Source organism: Halopseudomonas maritima, assembly GCF_021545785.1.
GTDB classification, from domain to species: domain Bacteria; phylum Pseudomonadota; class Gammaproteobacteria; order Pseudomonadales; family Pseudomonadaceae; genus Halopseudomonas; species Halopseudomonas maritima.
This window is the reverse complement of record NZ_CP079801.1, coordinates 1,767,269-1,785,604: the sequence shown is the minus strand read 5'-3', so window position 1 is coordinate 1,785,604 and position 18,336 is coordinate 1,767,269. Positions and strand designations below refer to the sequence as shown.

The following is an 18,336-nucleotide window of genomic DNA, read 5'->3' as shown; positions in this document are numbered from 1 at the left end:
CTAGAGTGTTGCTCTAGTTGGTGAAAGGAAGACACATGAGCGCGCGTGATCAGTTGTTGGTGGCGGGTCTAGAGATCATCGTCGAGCGGGGCTATGAGCAGGCCACCGTGGCCGCGATTCGCCAGCAGGCGGGGGTATCGAACGGTAGTTTCTTTCACTGTTTTGCGTCCAAGGAAGCGCTAGCCGGTGAGCTGTATCTGAATGCCATTGCCGATTACCACGCTGCGCTGTTGCAGGCGCTGGGCGGGGCGGATTCGGCGCGGGCCGGTATAGCGGCGCTGATCAGCGCGCATCTGGACTGGGTAGTAAACGAGCGGCTACAAGCGTCTTTTCTGTTCAACCAGTTGCGTGGCGAGTGGCTTGAGGCTATTCGCGATCGGCAGGCCCAGGAAAATGCCGCGCTGGCTGATGCCCTGGCCGCCTGGCAAGCGCGGCATAGCAGCGCGGGCACACTGCTAGCGCTGCCGGCGCCAGTGTTGTTCAGCCAGTTGATCGGGCCGGCGCAAATATTTTGTCGTGGTTGGCTGTCCGGGCGTACTGCCCAGCCGCCGCATACCTATGCAGCGGAGCTGATTGCCTGCGCGTGTCGGGCCCTGCTGCCGTCTATCGAGGAGAACGCTGATGATCATTGATGCCTGGGCGTAACACCCCACCCTGCGTCACTCGCAGGACCCGATGTTCGAGTCCCTGCGCCGCTGGACCCGCCGGAGCATCCCCGAGGAGGCGATCCCCTTGTCTGCCACCCTGGATGCAATGCAGGCCGGACAGGTTGACCAGGCCCTGATCAGCGCTTGGTACGCGCCGCGTAACGTGATGATTTCCAACGATGAGGTAGCCGAGTTTGTAGCCCAGGCGCCAGAGCGGTTGATTGGCGTTGGTTCGGTGGATATCAGCCGGCCGATGGAGGCGGTGCGCGAGGTGCGCCGCTGCGTGCAGGAGTTGGGCTTCAAGGCGATCCGCGTGTTGCCCTGGTTGTGGGAGGCGCCGCCGACGGACCGTCGCTTCTATCCGGTCTATGTGGCCTGCTGTGAACTGGGCATTCCGTTCTGCACGCAGATCGGTCATACGGGGCCATTGATGCCATCGGAGGTTGGCCGGCCGATCTATCTGGATCAGGTAGCGCTCGATTTTCCGGAGCTGAAAATTGTTGCCGGCCACATTGGCTATCCCTGGACCGATGAAGCTATCGCGGTGGCCACCAAGCATGAAAACCTGTTTATCGACACCTCTGCCTACACGGTGCGGCGCTACCCAGCGCAGCTGATCGAGTTCATGCGCGCGCACGGCCGCAGCAAGGTGCTTTTTGGCACCAACTACCCGATGATCCCACCTGCCAAGGCGCTGGAAGGCCTTGAGAACCTAGGGCTGGACGACCAGGCGCAGGGGCTGTTTCTGGCGGGCAATGCCCAGCGGGTATTCGGACTCTGAACCGGCGCGACAGGAACGCGCCTTGGTTTTGCGCCCTGTGGCGGTCTAGTATCCCTGCACAGCCAATACGCATGGGAGACGTTGGATGACATTGACCGATCTGCTGGGCAGCACCTTGCCGTTGATTCAGGCACCCATGGCCGGTGTGCAAAATAGCGCGCTGGCGTTGGCGGTATGCCGCGCTGGCGGACTGGGTTCGCTGCCCTGCGCGATGCTGAGCGCCGAGGCGTTAGAGGCTGAGCTGCAGACGCTTCAGCGTGAGGCCGCCGGCCCCTGGAATCTGAACTTCTTTGCCCACCAGACGCCACCGCCGGACGCGCAGCGCGAGCAGCAGTGGCGTAGCGCGCTGGCACCCTACTATGCCGAACTGGGGCTGGATATCGAGACGATCAAGCCGGGGGCGGGGCGTCGGCCGTTCGACGCGGACACGCTGGAGCTGATCAGCGCCTACCGCCCGCCGGTGGTGAGCTTTCACTTCGGCCTGCCTGAGCCTGCGATGATAGAGCGCATCAAGGGCTGGGGCGGTAAGGTGCTGTCCAGCGCCACAACCGTGGCCGAAGGGCGCTGGCTGCAGGCCCACGGCGCGGACGCCGTGATTGCGCAGGGGCTGGAAGCCGGCGGGCACCGGGGACACTTTTTGTCGACCGATCTGAGTCTGCAGATGGGTACCTTTGCGCTGCTGCCGCAGCTGGTCGGCGCCCTGGATATCCCGGTGATTGCTGCTGGTGGCATCGCCGACGCCGACGGCGTACGGGCGGCCCTACAGCTGGGCGCTGCCGGCGTGCAGATTGGCACCGCCTACCTGCTTTGCTTTGAAGCGACCACCACGGCGCTGCACCGCGCTGCGCTGCAGAGCGAGGCGGCGCAGCACACGGCGTTGACCAATCTGTTCTCCGGCGGCGCGGCGCGCGGCATCGTCAATCGGGTGATGCGCGAGTTGGGGCCGCTGAGTGAGTTGCCGCCGCCCTTCCCGCTGGCCGGCACGGCCATCGCGCCGCTGCGTGGGGCGGCAGAAAAGGCTGGCAGCAGCGACTTCTCGCCGCTGTGGGCCGGGCAGAACACCCGTGGCTGTGAGGCGGTTGGTGCCGAGCAGCTGACCCGCAAGCTGTCGTCCGCCTGCTCAGGTAGGTAGGCCGATCAGGCGGCGCAGCTGGCGCAGTTGGTCCGGATCTGCGGGCGTAAACCCGGTTTCCAGGGCGGCAATGCGCAGCAGAATGCGGTCTTTGCGCAGGCCGGTTCGGGGCAGCTTGAACAGTGAGCCGGTGAGTTCGCGCAGCAAAAAGGGCAGCTGTTGCTGGGTTTTGATGCAGTTGCCGAAGTCTGCCGCGTACTGATTGATCAGCGTATCCAGGCTGCTCTCATCGATCTGCTGACCGTAGTTGAGAAAGTGCTGAACAGCGCTGATCACCGCCAGCTCGCCCAGCCGGCTGCAGCTGATGGCCGCCCGCAGCGGACCGACAGGAATGGTCTGCTCGACGCTTTGGCGTCCGAGCGCGTCGCTCAGAGCCTGCTGCTGGCTGGCAAACTCGCTGACCCGCTGTTGCAGCAGCGGGTGCTCCAGTGCAATCCGGGCTTGTGCCATGCGCGCCACCAGCTCGCGGCAACCGGCCGGGCCCAGGCGCTCCCAGACCGTCTGCAGGCAGAGACAGGTTGCGCGCCCGCGCTCCAGCTGGCGGTTGGCGCGGTTCAGGGCGGTCAACGTGAGCATCGGCTCGGCCTCAGCCAGAGCTCTGAAGCGCTCGAAGTCGAGCTCTTTGGCACTGCTGGCGGCGAGCTGTTGCTGCGCGGGCGAACTCCACGCCAGCCGCAGGGGCTGCTCCAGGCGGGCGCGCAGAAAGCTGGGCAAGTCGCCGAGGTTGGCGCTGGCACTGACGTTGGCCTGGCTACGTTGCAGCAGCTGTGCCAGGCGGCCGCGCAGGGCGTCGACCTTGAAGGGTTTGGCAAAGAAATCGGTAATGCCGGCGTCGCGCGCGTCGAGTACCACCTGGCGGCTGATATCGGTAGTTGTCAGCAGACGCAGGCTGCTTGGCGCGCGGCGTGCAGCGGTGCGCACAACCTCCAGCCCGTTACCGTCGGGCAGGTTCAGATCGGCGATCAGCAGGTCGATGCTGTTGCCACGCAGGTGATTCTGCGCGGCGACCGCGCTGCTCAGGTGCTCAATCTGGAAGTTGGCGTCCAGGTCGATGAGTATCAGGCGCAGCAGCTCGGCGATCCAGGGGTCATCTTCGACAATCAGCGCGTTCAACTAGCGTCTCCGCTATCGGCGGCATCGAGACACAAGCGGTTGCGACCGTCCTGTTTGGCGCGGTAGAGCGCGCGGTCGGCGCGTTCCAGCAGTTCCTCGTCGGCCCAGCTGTCGGCTTCGCAGGCGCTGATGCCGGCGCTAAAGCTGCAATTGAACTGCTGCCCGTCGGCAGAGAACTGCAGGGCATTGAAGGCGACGCGGATGTTTTCCAGCAGTTGGTAGGCGTCTTCGCTGCTGCAGCCGGGCAGCACGGCGACAAACTCCTCGCCACCGTAGCGGCCCAGACGGTCAATCTTGCGCAGGCGCTGGCGCAGCATGTTGGAGAGTGCGCGGATCACGTTGTCGCCACAGGCGTGCCCGTAGTTATCGTTGACGTTCTTGAAGTGGTCAATATCAATCATCACCACGCTGACCGGTGTCTTGCAGCGTCTGGCCCGTTCGACCTCGACTTCCAGTTGCTCCTTGATATCGGCGTGCTTGAGCAGGCCGGTCAGGCTGTCGCGGGCCAGCGCGTCGCTGACCATGCGGGCACGCTGGGCGCGTGCATAAACGGTGGTCAGCAGGGCGCTGTCGCTGATCGGTTTGGTGATGAAGTCGTCACCGGCCTTGAGCAGTGCGGACATCTGCCGGTCGGCGTTGGTCTCGGCCGACAGGTAGACAATGGGCACCCGCAGCCAGTCGTCGTCCAGGCGAATCACCTGGGCCAGCTCGGGGCCGCTGTACTCGGGCATGTTGAGATCCATCAGCACCACTTCGGGAATGAAGCTGTGCATTTTCTCCAGCAGGTTATTGGGATCAGCGACGCTGTCCACCAGCATGCCGGCGTTGCTCAGCACCAGCTGATAGCGGTCGATCAGCTCGGCGTCGTCATCGACGATCAATACCCGGAAAGGGCCGCCCTGCTGGTTGCTGAAGCCGCGTTCGAGCCGGCGCTCCAGCAGGGGCAGGTCCACCGGCTTGGTGAAAAAGCCAATGGCACCGGCGCGCACCGCCTGCAGGCGGCTGCTAAAGGTATCTTGCGAGCTGATGATCAGCAGCGGTGGTAACTGGCCGGGTGGCTGCTGGAACACGGGCTCCTGCAGCAGGCGGCTGCCGGGCGGGCTGGTGTCGATGATCAGTGCATCCAGCTGTCCGCTGGTGCGCACCTCGTCGGCGGTGCGGAACAGGCTGACCTGGTAGCCGAAGCTGTCTAGCGTCTGCCCCATCTGTTTGCCTAGAGTGCGGTCCTCGATCAGCAGGCCGATATGTCGGTGTTCGTTGTCGAGGCTGCTGAGCGGGTCCAGTGGTTGTGGCGATGTACTCTGCGCGTCGCTGCGCTGCAACAGGGTATGTAACTGACTGGTGGCGGAGGCCAGGGCGGCGAGCACTTCCGGGTTGGCGGTGCTGTTGTCCAGTTCGCTCTGGGCCTGCTCCTCCAGTGTGCGGCAACGGGCGCCCAGCGCGGCATAGCCAAAGGTACCCGCGGAGCCGGCCAGCTTGTGCAGCCGGTCGCGCAGCTCGCGCAGCGTCTCCGGGCCTTCGTTGAAGCGCTCGGCCAACTGGGCCAAGGTGGCAAGCTCCTCGTCCAATCGTTGTCGGAAGCGAATTTCCAGTGCGGCCAGCTGCGGGCCCAGCGAGTTGATATCAGTCATTCTGCTGCTCCCAGATCTGACGAATTTGGTCGGGCAGGGTCATAGGGTCGAAGGGTTTTACGATAACGCCGGCGGCGCCGAGAGCGCGGTAGGCGTCAACTTCCTGGAGCTGCGCCTTGGCGGTCATGAAGATCACGGGCACACCCTCCATGCACGGCAGCTGGCGAAGCTTTTCGAGGGTTTGCGGGCCATCCATGCCCGGCATCATGACATCCAGCAGTACCAGCTGCGGGGCGAAGCTCTCGGCGTCATCAACCCCTTCAGCGCCGGACGCGCAGCTGTGTACGTTGAAGCCGCCAACGACTTCCAGCGCGACTCGCGCGACTTCCTGAATCGATGGGTCGTCTTCAATGTGCATGATGCGTTCTAGTCCGGTCATCGCCTTGCCTATCAGTTAGCTATTGATGGTTATTTGCCGCGCAGGTTCACGCAACAGCTCTACAGTGCCGCCTGAAACAGTGGCAGGCGGAACCAGAAACAGGCGCCGGCTCCACTTTGTGAGCGCACCCCGACCTGTCCCTGCATGCGCTCGATCAGCTCCTTGCAGATTGCCAGTCCCAGACCGGTTCCGCCATGCTGGCGTACGTTACTGCTGTCGAGTTGGGTAAATTTGCGAAATAGCAGCCGCTGCTGATCTTCTGCAATGCCAATGCCCTGGTCGACGACCTGTACCTCTGCCTCGCTGCCCTCGATAACAATACGGACCTGGATCAGGTCACCGGGATGAGAGAACTTGGCGGCATTGGACAGGTAGTTGCCCAGTACCTGATGCAAGCGGCGCTCATCCACGTGCACCAGCGGATCAAGCGGACCGGGCTCCAGTGCCCAGCTGACCTGATAGCGCGCGGCATAGGGCTGGTTGATTTCCAGCGCCTGCTCCACGATAGGGCGCAGCCGCTGGGTGGTGAGGCGCAGATCGAGCTGGCCGGCCTCGAGTTTTTCCATATCCAGCAGGTCGTTCACCAGTTCGCTCAGACGCTGGCTGTTGTCGTGGGCGATGCTCAGCAGGCGCCTGCTGGTGTCTGCCGGCACGTCACCGGCGCTGCTGCGCAGCAGGCCGATGGCGCCACTGATAGCCGTCAACGGGGTGCGCAACTCGTGGCTGACGGTTGCCAGAAACTGGCTTTTCAGGTTGCTGGCGCGACGAATCTCGGTAATGTCGTGCATGATCAAGATGGCGGCGCCGGGACCGCTGCGCTCTGGATACAACCGGCAACTGCTGCACAGCACATAGCGCAGCGGCTGGCCTGCGGCGGCGATACTGATCTCCACGTTGTCCACGGGTTCGCCGCGCCAGGCGCGCAGTAGCGGGACGGCATCGCTGGCTAACGGCGTGCGGCCGTCGGCCTGATAAAGGTCGTAGTAGCGGCCCCACTCACTGGGCGGTAGGTGCATGACGTCGGTGCCGTGCCAGTGTCTGGCGGTGCGGTTGAACAGCGTTAGCTGCCCGCTGTCATCGCATGCCACCACGCCGGCCTTGAGAGAGTCGAGCAGACGATGGTTGAGCACCTGCTGGTGCTCCAGCTCGGCGGTGCGCTGCTCGCTCTCGAGCAGGTTTGCGCGCAGGCGTAGCTGGAATTCGGCCATGCGCGCCAGCCGGCGCAGGGTGTCTTGTTGTTCGGCTGAGAGCTGACGCGGCACCTGGTCGATTACGCACAGGGTGCCTATCAGCTCACCCTCCGGACTGGCGATCGGCACGCCGGCGTAAAAACGGATGTTGGGGTCTCCGGTGACCAGCGGGTTGTCGCGAAAGCGGCTATCGCGGGTGGCGTCGCGGACCACCAGCAGGTCACGGGCTTGAATGGCGTGTACGCAGAACGCCATTTCGCGCGGGGTTTGGTCGGGTTCCAGACCGACGCGACTCTTGAACCATTGGCGCTGATCGTCGACTAGCGACACCAGGGCGATAGGGGTTTGCAGCCAGCGTGCGGCCAGCTCGGTCAGGTCATCAAAGGCTTGCTCGCTGGGGGTGTCGAGAATCTGCAGGCGGGCCAGCGCTTCTAGCCGGCGCGCTTCGCGATTGTCTGCTGTGTCGTGTTCTTGCTTCACTCTGCCCCCTCCGCTTGCCTAGCCTAGCTCGTCAGCCAGCGGCAGCTGTAGCCAGAAGCATGAACCCTGTTCCGGCTTGGAATCAAACCCAACGTCGCCGTGCATGCGTTGGGCGAGTTCGCGGCTAATGGCCAACCCCAGCCCGGAGCCGGCGCGTTGCCGGGTATTGGAACTGTCGACCTGGAAGAACTTTTCAAAGATGCGCGCCTGCTCCTGTTCGGGAATGCCGATGCCCTGGTCCTGGACGCTGATCCGCACCCACCCCTCGGCGGCCTGGGCACTCAGCGTAACGCGACCACCGGAATGGGAGAACTTGGCGGCGTTGGACAGGTAGTTGCTGAGAATCTGCCCAAGGCGTTGGGCGTCTACGTTCACAATCACGTCGTCAACCTGGCCCAGGTGCTGCTCGATCCGGTACTGCGCGGCGTAAGTCTGGTTGCGCTGCAATGCCTGCTCCAGCAAGGGCTGCAAAGGTTGTGGCGTCAGCTGTACGGCCAGTTTGCCTGCGGCCAGCTTGTCCATGTCCAGCAGGTCGTTGATCAGCCCTATCAGGGTGTCGCTGTTCTGCACCGCAATGTCCAGCAGCGAGCGCATGCGCTCGGGCACCTCGCCCAGCGCGCCGCCGTGCATCAGCTTGAGCGAGCCGTTGATGGCGGTCAGCGGGGTACGCAGCTCGTGGCTGACAGTGGAGACGAACTGGCTTTTCATTTGCTCTACGCGCGCCTGCTCGGTCACATCCCAGATAAAGCCGTCAAAACTCTGCAGTTGACCACTGCTGTCAAACTCGCCACGGCCCTTTTCACGCACCTGCACCAGATGGCCATTGGCGTGTACCAGGCGATAGGTGATCTCGAAGCTGGGGTCATCCTCTGCCAGCTCAAGGTGCTGCAGGGTGATGGGCAGGTCTTCGGGCAGGATGATGCTGGCATAGCTGCGTTGGTGGTTGTCGATAAAGTCGCTGGCCGGATAGCCGCTGATGCGCTCAATACCGTGGCTCATGTAGGTCATGCGCCGGTCCTCGACGGCGGGGCAGCGATAGACCGCGCCGGGCAGGTTGCTGACCATGCTGCGGTAGCGTGACTCGCTGTTCTGCAGGGCCCGTGTGGTCTGGATCAGCTCGGTGATGTCGGTCGCCATGCCGAGAAAGCCGATCAAGTGATCTTGGCTGTCGGCGATGCGGGTAATGGTCAGCTTGACCTGGCGACGGCTGCCATCCTTGCGCTGGTAGGTCCAGGCGTTGACTTGGGGTTCGCCGCCGCGCGGCTCGTGCAGAAAGACCTCCAGCCCTTCCACCGGATAACCGAGCTGGGCACTGAGCTGGGCACTGCGCTCCGCGAGCTCCTCGGGCAGGTGAAAGTGCAGAGGGGAATGCTTACCGACGACCTCGTCGCTGTGGTAGCCAAGCAGCCGTTCTGCGCCGCTGTTGAACAGACTGATCTGGCCTTGCGGGTCGGCAGCGATAATCGCGACTTCGGTAGACGCGTTGATGACCGCACTGAGATAGCTGCGGGCTTCGCGCACTTTTTCGTTGGCACGCATCTCGGCACTGACATCGGCGTGGATGCCGCTAAGGGTCAGCGCCCGGCCCTGTGGATCACGGGCAGTTACCTGGCCCTGGCTCTGAATCCATATCCAGTGACCTTCACGGTGCCGGGCACGGGACAGGTAGCGCAGGTAGTCGGAGTGGCCGCGCAGGTGGGTGTGCAGTTGTTCAAGGGCGTCGGCGACGTCATCGGGGTGCAGCAGATCGGTCCATGCATCGATCGTCAGCGGGCTCAGGTCTTCGGGTTGATAGCCGAGCATCTGGAACCAGCGCGGGCTGGCCTCCATTTGGCGGCTACCGATATCCCACTCCCAGCTGCCAACGCCGGTGGCCTGGATGATGCGCGCCAGCCGTGCGAGCTCCTCGTCGAGCCGTTGCTGGATGTGCCTGCGAGCGCTGACATCAGCGATAAAACCGTGCCACATCAGGTCGCCGTTATCCAGGCGCTCAGGGCTGGCGTAGCCGGCAACCCAGATTTCACCCAGGCGCGGGTGACGCACGCGGAATTCGGAGCGCCAGTCGCTGAGCTGTTCGCTGGAGCGCTGGATGTCCTGCGCCACCTGTTGCCAATCGTCCGGATGAATCAGGTCGATGGCTGGCTGGGCGTCCTGCGCCGCCTGGTCGGGCGTCATGTCGTAGATGTCGCCAATGCCCTCGCTGCTGTAGGGGAACCAGCTGCGCCCACTGCTGCTGTCTACCTGATACTGATACACCATGCCCGGCAAGTGTTGGGTGAGCTTCCGGAAGCGCTGCAGCAGGGCCTCGCGCTGCTGTTCACCCGCGGCTTGCTCAAGCAGGTTGCTGCACCAGCGCCCGCATAGCCGGATAAAGTCCATGTCCACTTCGTCGAAGGGTTGCGCGCGGGTGTTGGCACTGGAGAAGTTGAGGGTGCCAAAGCGCTGGCCGTCGACGACCAGGACGATACCGATATAGCTCTCCAGGCCAAACGATTGATAGCAGGGATGCCCGCTGAAGCGTGAATGCTCCATGCTGTCGATGACCAGCGCGTCGTTCGCCTGGTAGGTCAGAGAGCAGTAAGTCTGGGCCAACTCGAACTCGGTGCCGACCGTAGGGGCGTCGCTACTGCTGCTGGCGGCTTCGACCCGGTACTTGTCCTGCTCGATGTGACTGATCAGCCCGAGATCCAGCCGCAGGTAGTCACAGCCCAGGTCCAGCAAGCGCACCATCCGCTGCTGGTAGCTCTGGCCGGGGTCTGCGGCGATCTTGTTAAGTTGCCGCAAGGCCTGGCGCTGGCGCTCCAGCCCACGCTGCATGGTTTCGTTTTCCCGACGTTGGCGCAGGGCGTCCAGCAATTGGCCGAGCGCGGTTTGCAGCGGCGCGAGAAAGGCGCGCAGGTCAGGGTTCAGCGGCTGCTCGCCGCCGGACAGCGCCAGCACACCGAACTGGCGACCGGCAAAAATCAGCGGTAGCACCAGCGCCCGTGGCATGCCCTGGGCCTCGCTGGCCAGCCGTTGCTGCGGATGGGATTCGCGCAGTACTTGAGTGAGGGTTGGCTGTAGCGCTGCCGGCACCGGATCGCTGGTGCTGCTGGCGAGACTGTGCAGCTGCAGTTGGCCGTCGTCGTTCGGCAGGGCCTGCAAAAAGTCTGCACGGCCGTAGCCGGTCAGGCCAAGAATCTGTTCCAGCAAGCGTTGCAGGCTGGCGGCCATCTCGTTGCGTTGGATATAGGCTGACTGCGCGTGGCTGATGATCTCCAGCAGACGGCGGTCCCGTTCGCGGCGTTGGCTTTCATTGCTGATGGCCTCGGCGTGCAGCGCCATCTGACGGCTGGCGGCGCGGCGTGTGTAGATCAGCAGCAGGGTAAACAGGGTGATGGCGGTAAACCAGGCCAGCAACCAGTTGCCGGCCAGGTGCAGCAAGTCGTGCCGGTGGGCGGTGTAGGCCTCGGTCATGTCGCGCCAGAGCATCAGCGCGGCAGGGTGTTCTGCTTCGTTGACGTTCAGCGTGTAGGCGGCTCGGGGCAGCAGGCTGGCCAGCCAGAGTTGTTCGCCGTGCTTAAACAAGTGCGGGTTGGCGATACTGCGGGTGACCTGGGCTGCCTGGTTGAGCATTTCGAGATCAACGGTCCCGGGGCTATCAGCCAGCAGCCAGCGGCCGGTATCTATCTTGTGCAGCGGGCTGTCGTGCTGATGGCCGTCCAGGTGGAAAGGACGTACCAGCAGCGCCAGTGCCTGGTCGGTCGGGCCGGTGTACTGGGCGAAGGTCGGAAAGCCGACCTGCAGGGTGGCGATCACCCTGCTGCCGCTGGCGTCGCTGGCAAACACCGGCGCAACGGCGCTCTCGCTGGTGCCGCCAGGGTAGAGCGCCAGGCCATCCGCCCGTTCACCATGCTGCTGGCTGTACTGCAGCAACGGGTGCTTGCTGTCAGCACGGTCGCCCCAGCGCTCCGGACGTTGCATGCGCAGCAGCGCGGTGCTGTCAGGCGCCAGATGGATTTGCAGCTCCTTGGCGCCGGCCTGTTGCAGCAGCTGCCAAAAGCCGGACAGGTCTTTGGCGATCTGGGCTCGCAGGCGTGCAACCTCGGGATCATCCAGGCCATAGTGCTCCACCAGATAGGCAACGCGCCGCAGCAAACGGCGTAGATCCGGGTCCTCGCTGAGGCCAAACACCGCAATCTTCGCCTGCTGACGCAACGCCTCCTCCTGTTGCTGCAGCCTGCGCAGGTCGCCATCGACCGTCTGATACTGCAGGTTGCGCCACTCCTCTTCCCGATGTTGCCAGGCGCTGGTCCCCAGGTAGAGAAAGCACAGGGTCACGAGCAGCATACCGAGGGCCAGGGCGATGCGTCCGTTGCTTGCGTGGTCTGGTGTGGTCATGGATGAGATCGTCTGGGTCCGCTGCCAGAGGGTTTACGCTTCAAGATAGCGGCTTGCCGGGCGGCAAGCCAGCGTTGCGACAACTGGCTCAGGGGCGTTACAGGCTGTTGTTTACGTGTCCGCCGTCCACATTGATGATGGTGCCGGTCATGAACGAGCCAGCCTCGCTGGCAAGCAGCAGCAGTGGGCCGTCCAGCTCTTCCAGCTGGCCCAGGCGTGCCATCGGCACTTTGCTGCGCACGTAGTTCTGGCCGTGCTCTGTGTCGAAGTAATCCGAGTTCATTTCGGTGCGGAAGTAGCCGGGTGCAATGGCGTTGACGCGGATCTGGTTCTTGGCCAGTTCCATGGCCATGGCCTTGGTCAACTGTACCACGCCGGCCTTGGCCACTGCGTAGTGGGTCAGCGCCTTGCCCACGCGCAGGCCGAGAATCGAGGCGATATTGATCACGCTGCCGCCCTGGCCGCTGCCGGCCATGGCCTTGCAGCCGCGATGGGCAACGCGCCAGGCGCCGTCCAGGTTGGTGTCGAGCATGCTGCGCCAGTTGCCCTCGTCCATGTCGAGGAAGGGCACCGGGTCACCGATACCGGCGTTGTTGACCAGGATGTCGCAGACGCCAAAGGCCTGCTCGGCGGCGTTGAAACCGGCGTCGATGCTGTCGGCGTCGGTCACGTCCATGGTCACGGCCAGCGCTTCATAACCCTGCTGCTTGAGTTCGTCGACCAGCGCAGACAGGCGCTCGGCGCGGCGGGCCGCCACGACCACACGGGCACCAGCAGCAGCCAGCACGCGGGCAAAGTGGGCACCAAGGCCGCTGGAGGCGCCGGTAATCAGGGCAGTCTTGCCGGTCAGGTCAAAGCGCGAGGTGGTCATGGGCGAGGTCTCCTGTGGTTGTCGTTGCGAGCCGGCAGTATCGGCCAAAGCACCCGTCGGGTGCCAGCGCCGTGCGTTTGCCTGATGATGGCCCATCAGCCCTGGTACGCGCGCCAACTGATCCTGTCGTGTGCAGGTGCAGACGCTGCTCGAGGGGGCTGGCTGCGCGGCGGCTTGCAAACAATCTATTTTTTTATATATTGTCGGTCAACGGAATCGTGCACAAGATCCTGGTGCTTTCATGAACAATCACACTGACCTGCAGCGTCTGCGCAGTTCCGCTGATCAGGCCCATCAGCTGCTTAAGGCGCTGGCCAATCGTGACCGGCTGCTGCTGCTTTGCCAGCTGGTGGACGGTGAGCGCAATGTCGGCGAACTGGAAGCGCTGCTGGGCATCGTGCAGCCGACCCTGTCGCAGCAACTGGCGGTGCTCCGCCGCGAGGGGCTGGTAGACACCCGCCGTGAAGGCAAGCAGGTCTACTATCGGGTGGCCAGCCGCGAGGCGCTGGCGATTCTGCATACCCTGTACGGCCTGTACTGTGCCGAGGAGACCCCGGATGAGCATTGACTGGGTTGCCTTCACGCCGTTGTCTGCGCTGCTGGGCGGCGCGCTGATCGGCGCGGCGGCGGCCTTGCTGATGCTGTTCAATGGCCGCATCGCCGGCATCAGCGGGCTGGTCGGTCGCCTGTTGTCAGCGCAGACGGGCAACGGTGAGGCGTTACTCTTTGTACTCGGCTTGCTGCTGGCGCCCTGGTTATATCTGGCGCTGGCCGGTGAAATCAGCGTGCAGGTTGATGCCGGGCCGGTTGCGCTGGTGGTGGCGGGCCTGCTGGTGGGGTTTGGCTCGCGGCTTGGCTCCGGTTGCACCAGTGGTCACGGGGTGTGCGGCTTGTCGCGGCTGTCGCTGCGCTCGTTGGTGGCTACCCTGAGCTTCATGGGCGCGGGCTTTGCCATCGTGTTTTTCCTGCGTCATCTGTTGGGAGTCTGAACCATGCGAGGGGTGTTTGCAGTGATCAGCGGCTTGCTGTTTGGCCTTGGCCTGTTGATTTCCGGCATGGCCAACCCGGCCAAGGTGCTGGGCTTTCTTGATCTGGCGGGCGCCTGGGACCCATCGCTGGCGCTGGTGATGGTCGGTGCGATTGCTGTGGCCTTTGTGCCCATGCAATGGGTTCAGCGGCGCGGCACCACCTTGCGCGGCGAGCAGGCCCAGCTGCCGAGCAACCGCCAGGTTGATCGGCGCCTGGTGATCGGCAGCCTGCTGTTTGGTGCTGGTTGGGGGGTGGCTGGCTTCTGCCCGGGGCCGGCGCTGGTGGCGGCCTCGGCGCTGATTCCGCAGGCGCTGGTGTTTGTTGCCGCCATGTTGCTTGGCATGTGGCTGTTCGGGCAGTTTGACCGCCGGGTGAGCCTGTGAGCGAGTCGCCGCGTCTGCAGCCGCCGGGCAGCAATGCGCTGTTTGGCTGGATGCGCCAGTACCGCCGTGCCTGGCTGGCAGGTGATCTGACCGCTGGCCTAGTGGTGGGCATCATGATTATCCCGCAAAGCATGGCCTACGCGATGCTGGCTGGCTTGCCGGTGCAGATCGGCCTGTACGCCAGTCTGCTGCCGCTGCTGGGGTATGCGCTGTTTGGCAGCAGCATGACCATGTCGGTCGGCCCGGTGGCCGTCACCGGGCTGATGACCGCCACGCTGCTGGCGCCGCTGGCGGTGGCGGGGTCGGCAGATTATCTGCAACTGGCGATCTGGCTGGCGCTGCTGTCGGGGGTGATGCTGTTTGCCTTCGGCCTGCTGCGCCTCGGCTTTCTGGCCAACTTTCTCAGCCACCCGGTGATTAACGGCTTTATCAGCGGCGCGGCGATTCTGATTGTGCTCAGCCAACTGCCCAAGCTGTTTGGTCTGGCGGACTGGCCGGCCAGCCCGGCTGAGCTGTTTACCCAGTGGCAGCGCAGCAACACCCTGGTGTTGGGTATGGGGCTGCTGGCGCTGGGCTGGCTGCTGTTTGCGCGCCATGCGCTGGCGGGGTTGCTGCAGCGTCTTGGCTTGCCCGAGGGTGTGGCGGCGCTACTGGCCAAGCTGGCGCCGCTGCTGGTGGTTGTGCTGGGTGTGCTGGTGACCTGGGGCGCTGATCTGACGGCGCAGGGTGTGCCGGTGGTGGGTGCTATTCCGGCCGGGCTGCCGGCGCTGGTCTGGCAGACGCCGGAGGTGTCGAGTTTGCGTGCGCTGCTGTTGCCGGCGCTGCTGATCAGCCTGGTGAGCTTTGTCGAAAGTGTGTCCATCGCCCAGTCGCTGGCCCGGCGCAAGCGCCAGAGTATCGACCCGGACCGCGAGCTGTTGGGCCTCGGCGCGGCCAACCTGGGCTCGGCGTTGAGCGGCGGCTTTGCCGTGTGCGGCGGCTTTTCGCGCTCCAGCGTGAACATCGAAGCGGGCGCCAATACCCCGTTGGCGGGGGTGTTTGCCGCCGCTGTGATCGGCCTGATTCTGATCAGTCTGGCGCCGCTGCTGGCCTGGTTGCCGCAGGTGGTGCTGGCGGCGGTGATTTTGGTCGCCGTGGTGCCCTTGGTTGACCTGCCCAGCCTGCGCCGGGCCTGGCGTTACGATCGGGCCGAGGGGCTAACCCTGCTGGGTACGGCAATGGGTGTGCTGGTGCTGGGTATTGAAGCCGGCATTGTGCTGGGTATCTGCTGCTCGATCATTGCCCAGCTCTGGCGCGGCAGCCGCCCCCATGTGGCGGTGGTCGGCCGGGTGCCCGATACCCAGTACTTCCGTAACACCAAGCGGCATCTGGTAGAGATTGAGCCGCACCTGCTGGCCCTGCGGATCGACGAGAACATCTTCTTTGCCAATACCAAGGCGGTGGAGCAGGCGATCTACCAGGCGCTGGCCGACTATCCCGATACCCGCGATGTGCTGTTGATTCTCTCCGCCGTGAACCATATCGACAGCACCGGGCTGGACATGCTCAGCGAGCTGACCGAGGGGCTGGGCGAGCGGGATATCCGCCTGCATCTGGCCGAGGTCAAGGGCCCGGTGATGGATCAGCTGCAGCACACCGACTGGCTTGGCCAGCAGGTGGGCAAGGTATTCCCCAGCACCGACATTGCCTTCAATACCCTGAGCAAGACGGCAACCCGCTGAGACCTGGCGGTAACGGAGCAGCCTGCTGTGCTGCTACGCGGGGCGTGGCTTACCGCGCGCGAACGCCAACAGGGCATCGGCCACAGCGGCGGTCTGCACCACCTGTGGTACATGTCCACAGGGCAGGCTGAGCACCTGCGCGCCGGGCACCAGCGCCTGCATCTTGCGCTGCGCGGCCAGTACCACGGAGCGGTCTTCTGTGGCTTCCACATACAGACGTGGCAGGCGACCAAAGCGCTCGGCGGTCCATTCGGCGACCAATGCGCGGGTGCCTTCGGGTTGGCTGCAGAAGCGCTGCGCAGCCGCCATGGCCTGGTCGCGCGGCAGGTCCTGCAGAAATACCTCGCACACCGCCTCGGGCGGCACGCTGGATGACTGCCGATCCTCGGCCCACACCAGATGCGGCCAGATGCCCGCCGCTTCCGGGTTGGTGGCGAGCAGCGCGTTGCTCAGCTCGGCAAAGCCCAGCCCCGAGGGCAACATCATGCCCGCCAGATAGGCCACACCCACCACCCGCTCGGCGAGCATCTCGGCCGCCTGGGTGACAATCACCCCGCCACCGGAATGCCCGACCAGCAGCAGCGGGCCATCAAATTCAGCACAGGCCGCCGCGATATGCGCCATGCAGCCGGCCATGCTGATGTCTTCATCCGCCGCCGGGTGCTGCGGGTTGCCGGGCATGTCGAGCGCCAGCACGGCGTGGCCTGCGGCTTCGAGTGCGGGCTTGAGGGCATCCCACACCCAACTGCCCGCCCAGGCGCCGTGAATCAGTACAAAGGTGGGTTTTTGCTGCTCAGGCATAGGTCCTCCGGTACATCTCCTGCAGGTGCGCTTCGACGGTGGTAACGGGGTAACGCGGCGCATCACCGGGCTGCAGGCAGACCGGCAGACAGCGGACTTTATGGTCCGGGTTGCCGCTGTAGAAGAAGGGCACCGAGTAGCGCTCTGCACCCGAGGTGTTGACCACCCGGTGCAGGGTCGAGCGGTAGCGGTCGTTGGTCCAGCGGGCAATCATGTCGCCCAGATTCACCACGAAGGTGCCGGGGATCGGGTTGGCGTCGACCCAGCGCTCGCCGGCTGCGTCCCAGACCTGCAGACCGGGTTTGTCGTCGAGCAATAGCACGGTGATACCGCCAAAGTCGGTGTGCGCGCCGCAGCCCTTTTCGCCCGGCGCGGGGTTGCCGGGCTGGGGCGGGTAGTGCAGCAGGCGCAGGGTGCACAGCGGGTGCTCGCAGAAGTCGGCGAAGAAGTCTTCCGGCAGGCTCAGCGACAACGCCAGCGCCGCCATGATGCGCGCGCTCAGCGCCTCCATTGCGGCGTAGTAGCGCGCCATCGCCGGGCGAAAGTCTGCCACGCCTTGCGGCCACTGGTTTGGCCCGGTGTTAAAGCGTGTCAGCGCGCGCTCGTCATCGGCGGCCACTTCTTCACCGATGTAGAAGCCTTCTTTCAGGTCCGGTGGCGCGCCGGCTTCCAGCGTCTGCCCGCGTAGCGGCTCGTAGCCGCGATTGGCCTTGGATTGCGCCTTGTCGACCAGCAGCTTGTCGGCCATCGGCAGGTCGAAGAACTGCTTTGATGCATTGAATACCTGTTCGATCAGCGCGCTGTCGATGCCGTGGCCGCTGACGTAAAAGAAGCCGCTGTGCTCGCAGGCCTCGCGCAAGGTGGCTGCCATGGCCGCCTTGCTCTGCTCACTGCCGCCCCGCATCGGGCTGATGTCGATCACCGGCAGGTTGGCCGCCTGTGCCCCGTACTGCTGTGTCATGCCGTTCTCCTGAGAGGAAATATCCACTTGTCCATCTGGTCAGGTATTCATATTGCATGCCAGCTCATGTAGCGATTTTGTTTACCCTTACTCAGGAGCACCCATTCATGACCCCATCGCGCATCACCGTCGTTGTCGATTCCCGCTACGGCACCACTCTGACCCTGGCCAAAGCCATCGCCGAAGGGGCCGCCAGCGAGGGCGCCGAGGTGCGTTTGCGCCGGGTGGCATTGTCCGAGCCCGAGTTCAGCGTGGATACCGAACGTGCTGATTTCATTGCCGCGCAGACCGAGTATCGCAGCCTGCCGCAGGCCAGCATGGCTGACCTGGAGTGGGCGACCGGCATCATCTGGGGCTCACCCACCCGCTACGGCTTGATGAGCACACCGCTGCGCGCCTTTATCGACGAGGTCGCCCCGCTGTGGCGTCAGGGCGCGCTGATCGGCAAGGTGGGCGCGGCGTTCACCTCGACCGGCGGCATGCACTCGGGCAACGAGATGACGCTGCTCAACCTGCTGCTGCCGTTCCTGCAGCACGGCATGATCCTCGCGGGGGTGCCGCACAGCGTGCCGGCGCTGGTGCACACCCGTAGCGGCGGTTCGCCCTACGGCGCCTCAGCGGTGACCGGCTTCAACGGCACCCTGGGGGTCGATGACGGCGAGCAGGCAATCGCCCGCGCCCTCGGTGCCCGCGTCGCCCGCCTGGCTGGGCAGGTCATTCCGGAACCAGCCTCGGTTGATCTGGCTGCGGGCAGCCACTGAATCGCGAAAATTGAGCCGTCGCAGTGCAGCGCGCCGACACTGCGATGCAATCCGGTGCACATTTTTGCTGACCAAC

At 64.4% G+C, this 18,336-nt stretch carries 16 protein-coding genes; 8 read left to right on the top strand and 8 right to left on the bottom strand.

Features of this window, described 5'->3' with window-relative positions:
* Positions 1–35 precede the first annotated feature (35 nt).
* The 3 genes from HV822_RS08180 (at position 36) to HV822_RS08170 (ending at position 2,560) form a co-directional block, all read left to right on the top strand.
* A complete protein-coding gene (locus tag HV822_RS08180) occupies positions 36–632 on the top strand; it encodes a TetR/AcrR family transcriptional regulator (protein WP_238873368.1) in 597 nt (198 codons plus the stop codon).
* A 43-nt stretch (positions 633–675) separates the two neighbouring features.
* Positions 676–1,428 carry an amidohydrolase family protein gene (locus HV822_RS08175; RefSeq protein ID WP_238873367.1) on the top strand — a complete coding sequence of 251 codons (753 nt, stop codon included), beginning with the start codon at positions 676–678 and terminating at the stop codon, positions 1,426–1,428.
* Positions 1,429–1,513: 85 nt separating this feature from the next.
* Entirely contained in the window at positions 1,514–2,560 is a 1,047-nt protein-coding gene (locus HV822_RS08170) for an NAD(P)H-dependent flavin oxidoreductase (protein WP_238873365.1), read from the top strand.
* On the opposite strand, the gene HV822_RS08165 is transcribed toward HV822_RS08170, so the two are convergent.
* From HV822_RS08165 to HV822_RS08140, 6 genes are all read right to left on the bottom strand, one after another.
* A complete protein-coding gene (locus tag HV822_RS08165) occupies positions 2,549–3,673 on the bottom strand; it encodes a response regulator (protein WP_238873363.1) in 1,125 nt (374 codons plus the stop codon). The two genes, HV822_RS08170 and HV822_RS08165, sit on opposite strands and share 12 nt — an antisense overlap.
* Positions 3,670–5,304, bottom strand: a complete 1,635-nt coding sequence (locus HV822_RS08160) for a diguanylate cyclase (RefSeq protein ID WP_238873361.1) — start codon at positions 5,302–5,304, stop codon at positions 3,670–3,672. The genes HV822_RS08165 and HV822_RS08160 overlap by 4 nt, the downstream gene beginning before the upstream one ends.
* Positions 5,297–5,683 (bottom strand): response regulator, encoded by a 387-nt coding sequence (locus HV822_RS08155; protein ID WP_238873359.1) that lies wholly within the window; start codon positions 5,681–5,683, stop codon positions 5,297–5,299. Before HV822_RS08155 ends, HV822_RS08160 begins: the two co-directional genes overlap by 8 nt.
* Positions 5,684–5,742: 59 nt before the next feature.
* Positions 5,743–7,353: an ATP-binding protein gene (locus HV822_RS08150; RefSeq protein ID WP_238873357.1), complete on the bottom strand. Its 1,611-nt coding sequence runs from the start codon at positions 7,351–7,353 to the stop codon at positions 5,743–5,745.
* A gap of 18 nt (positions 7,354–7,371) precedes the next feature.
* Positions 7,372–11,733 carry a PAS domain-containing protein gene (locus tag HV822_RS08145; protein WP_238873356.1) on the bottom strand — a complete coding sequence of 1,454 codons (4,362 nt, stop codon included), beginning with the start codon at positions 11,731–11,733 and terminating at the stop codon, positions 7,372–7,374.
* A 97-nt stretch (positions 11,734–11,830) separates the two neighbouring features.
* Positions 11,831–12,604, bottom strand: a complete 774-nt coding sequence (locus HV822_RS08140) for an SDR family NAD(P)-dependent oxidoreductase (RefSeq protein ID WP_238873354.1) — start codon at positions 12,602–12,604, stop codon at positions 11,831–11,833.
* Between the two features lie 241 nt (positions 12,605–12,845).
* Between HV822_RS08140 and HV822_RS08135 the strand changes: the two genes are divergently transcribed.
* Genes HV822_RS08135 through HV822_RS08120 form a run of 4 tightly spaced genes read left to right on the top strand, consistent with a single transcriptional unit; the run spans position 12,846 to position 15,737 of the window.
* Complete coding sequence (locus HV822_RS08135) at positions 12,846–13,172, top strand: ArsR/SmtB family transcription factor (protein ID WP_238873352.1); 327 nt, start codon at positions 12,846–12,848, stop codon at positions 13,170–13,172.
* Complete coding sequence (locus HV822_RS08130; protein WP_238873350.1) at positions 13,162–13,593, top strand: YeeE/YedE family protein; 432 nt, start codon at positions 13,162–13,164, stop codon at positions 13,591–13,593. Before HV822_RS08135 ends, HV822_RS08130 begins: the two co-directional genes overlap by 11 nt.
* A gap of 3 nt (positions 13,594–13,596) precedes the next feature.
* Positions 13,597–14,016, top strand: a complete 420-nt coding sequence (locus tag HV822_RS08125; protein WP_238873348.1) for a DUF6691 family protein — start codon at positions 13,597–13,599, stop codon at positions 14,014–14,016.
* Positions 14,013–15,737 carry a SulP family inorganic anion transporter gene (locus tag HV822_RS08120; RefSeq protein ID WP_238873347.1) on the top strand — a complete coding sequence of 575 codons (1,725 nt, stop codon included), beginning with the start codon at positions 14,013–14,015 and terminating at the stop codon, positions 15,735–15,737. The genes HV822_RS08125 and HV822_RS08120 overlap by 4 nt, the downstream gene beginning before the upstream one ends.
* 33 nt (positions 15,738–15,770) lie before the next feature.
* Here HV822_RS08120 and HV822_RS08115 read toward each other — a convergent pair whose 3' ends face one another.
* Together HV822_RS08115 and HV822_RS08110 are read right to left on the bottom strand one after the other, a co-directional pair.
* Positions 15,771–16,538 (bottom strand): alpha/beta fold hydrolase, encoded by a 768-nt coding sequence (locus HV822_RS08115; protein ID WP_238873346.1) that lies wholly within the window; start codon positions 16,536–16,538, stop codon positions 15,771–15,773.
* Positions 16,531–17,499: an isopenicillin N synthase family dioxygenase gene (locus HV822_RS08110; RefSeq protein WP_238873344.1), complete on the bottom strand. Its 969-nt coding sequence runs from the start codon at positions 17,497–17,499 to the stop codon at positions 16,531–16,533. The genes HV822_RS08115 and HV822_RS08110 overlap by 8 nt, the downstream gene beginning before the upstream one ends.
* Positions 17,500–17,606: 107 nt before the next feature.
* Here HV822_RS08110 and wrbA point away from each other — a divergent pair, with 107 nt between their 5' ends.
* Entirely contained in the window at positions 17,607–18,260 is a 654-nt protein-coding gene (gene wrbA, locus HV822_RS08105; RefSeq protein WP_238873342.1) for an NAD(P)H:quinone oxidoreductase, read from the top strand.
* Positions 18,261–18,336: the final 76 nt, after the last annotated feature.

Coding starts and splice junctions, on each gene's coding strand:
- HV822_RS08180 (WP_238873368.1), top strand. CDS start 36: ATGAGCGCGCGTGATCAGTTGTTGGTGGCGGGTCTAGAGATCATCGTC.
- HV822_RS08175 (WP_238873367.1), top strand. CDS start 676: ATGTTCGAGTCCCTGCGCCGCTGGACCCGCCGGAGCATCCCCGAGGAG.
- HV822_RS08170 (WP_238873365.1), top strand. CDS start 1,514: ATGACATTGACCGATCTGCTGGGCAGCACCTTGCCGTTGATTCAGGCA.
- HV822_RS08160 (WP_238873361.1), bottom strand. CDS start 5,304: ATGACTGATATCAACTCGCTGGGCCCGCAGCTGGCCGCACTGGAAATT.
- HV822_RS08155 (WP_238873359.1), bottom strand. CDS start 5,683: ATGACCGGACTAGAACGCATCATGCACATTGAAGACGACCCATCGATT.
- HV822_RS08145 (WP_238873356.1), bottom strand. CDS start 11,733: ATGACCACACCAGACCACGCAAGCAACGGACGCATCGCCCTGGCCCTC.
- HV822_RS08140 (WP_238873354.1), bottom strand. CDS start 12,604: ATGACCACCTCGCGCTTTGACCTGACCGGCAAGACTGCCCTGATTACC.
- HV822_RS08135 (WP_238873352.1), top strand. CDS start 12,846: ATGAACAATCACACTGACCTGCAGCGTCTGCGCAGTTCCGCTGATCAG.
- HV822_RS08130 (WP_238873350.1), top strand. CDS start 13,162: ATGAGCATTGACTGGGTTGCCTTCACGCCGTTGTCTGCGCTGCTGGGC.
- HV822_RS08125 (WP_238873348.1), top strand. CDS start 13,597: ATGCGAGGGGTGTTTGCAGTGATCAGCGGCTTGCTGTTTGGCCTTGGC.
- HV822_RS08115 (WP_238873346.1), bottom strand. CDS start 16,538: ATGCCTGAGCAGCAAAAACCCACCTTTGTACTGATTCACGGCGCCTGG.
- HV822_RS08110 (WP_238873344.1), bottom strand. CDS start 17,499: ATGACACAGCAGTACGGGGCACAGGCGGCCAACCTGCCGGTGATCGAC.
- wrbA (WP_238873342.1), top strand. CDS start 17,607: ATGACCCCATCGCGCATCACCGTCGTTGTCGATTCCCGCTACGGCACC.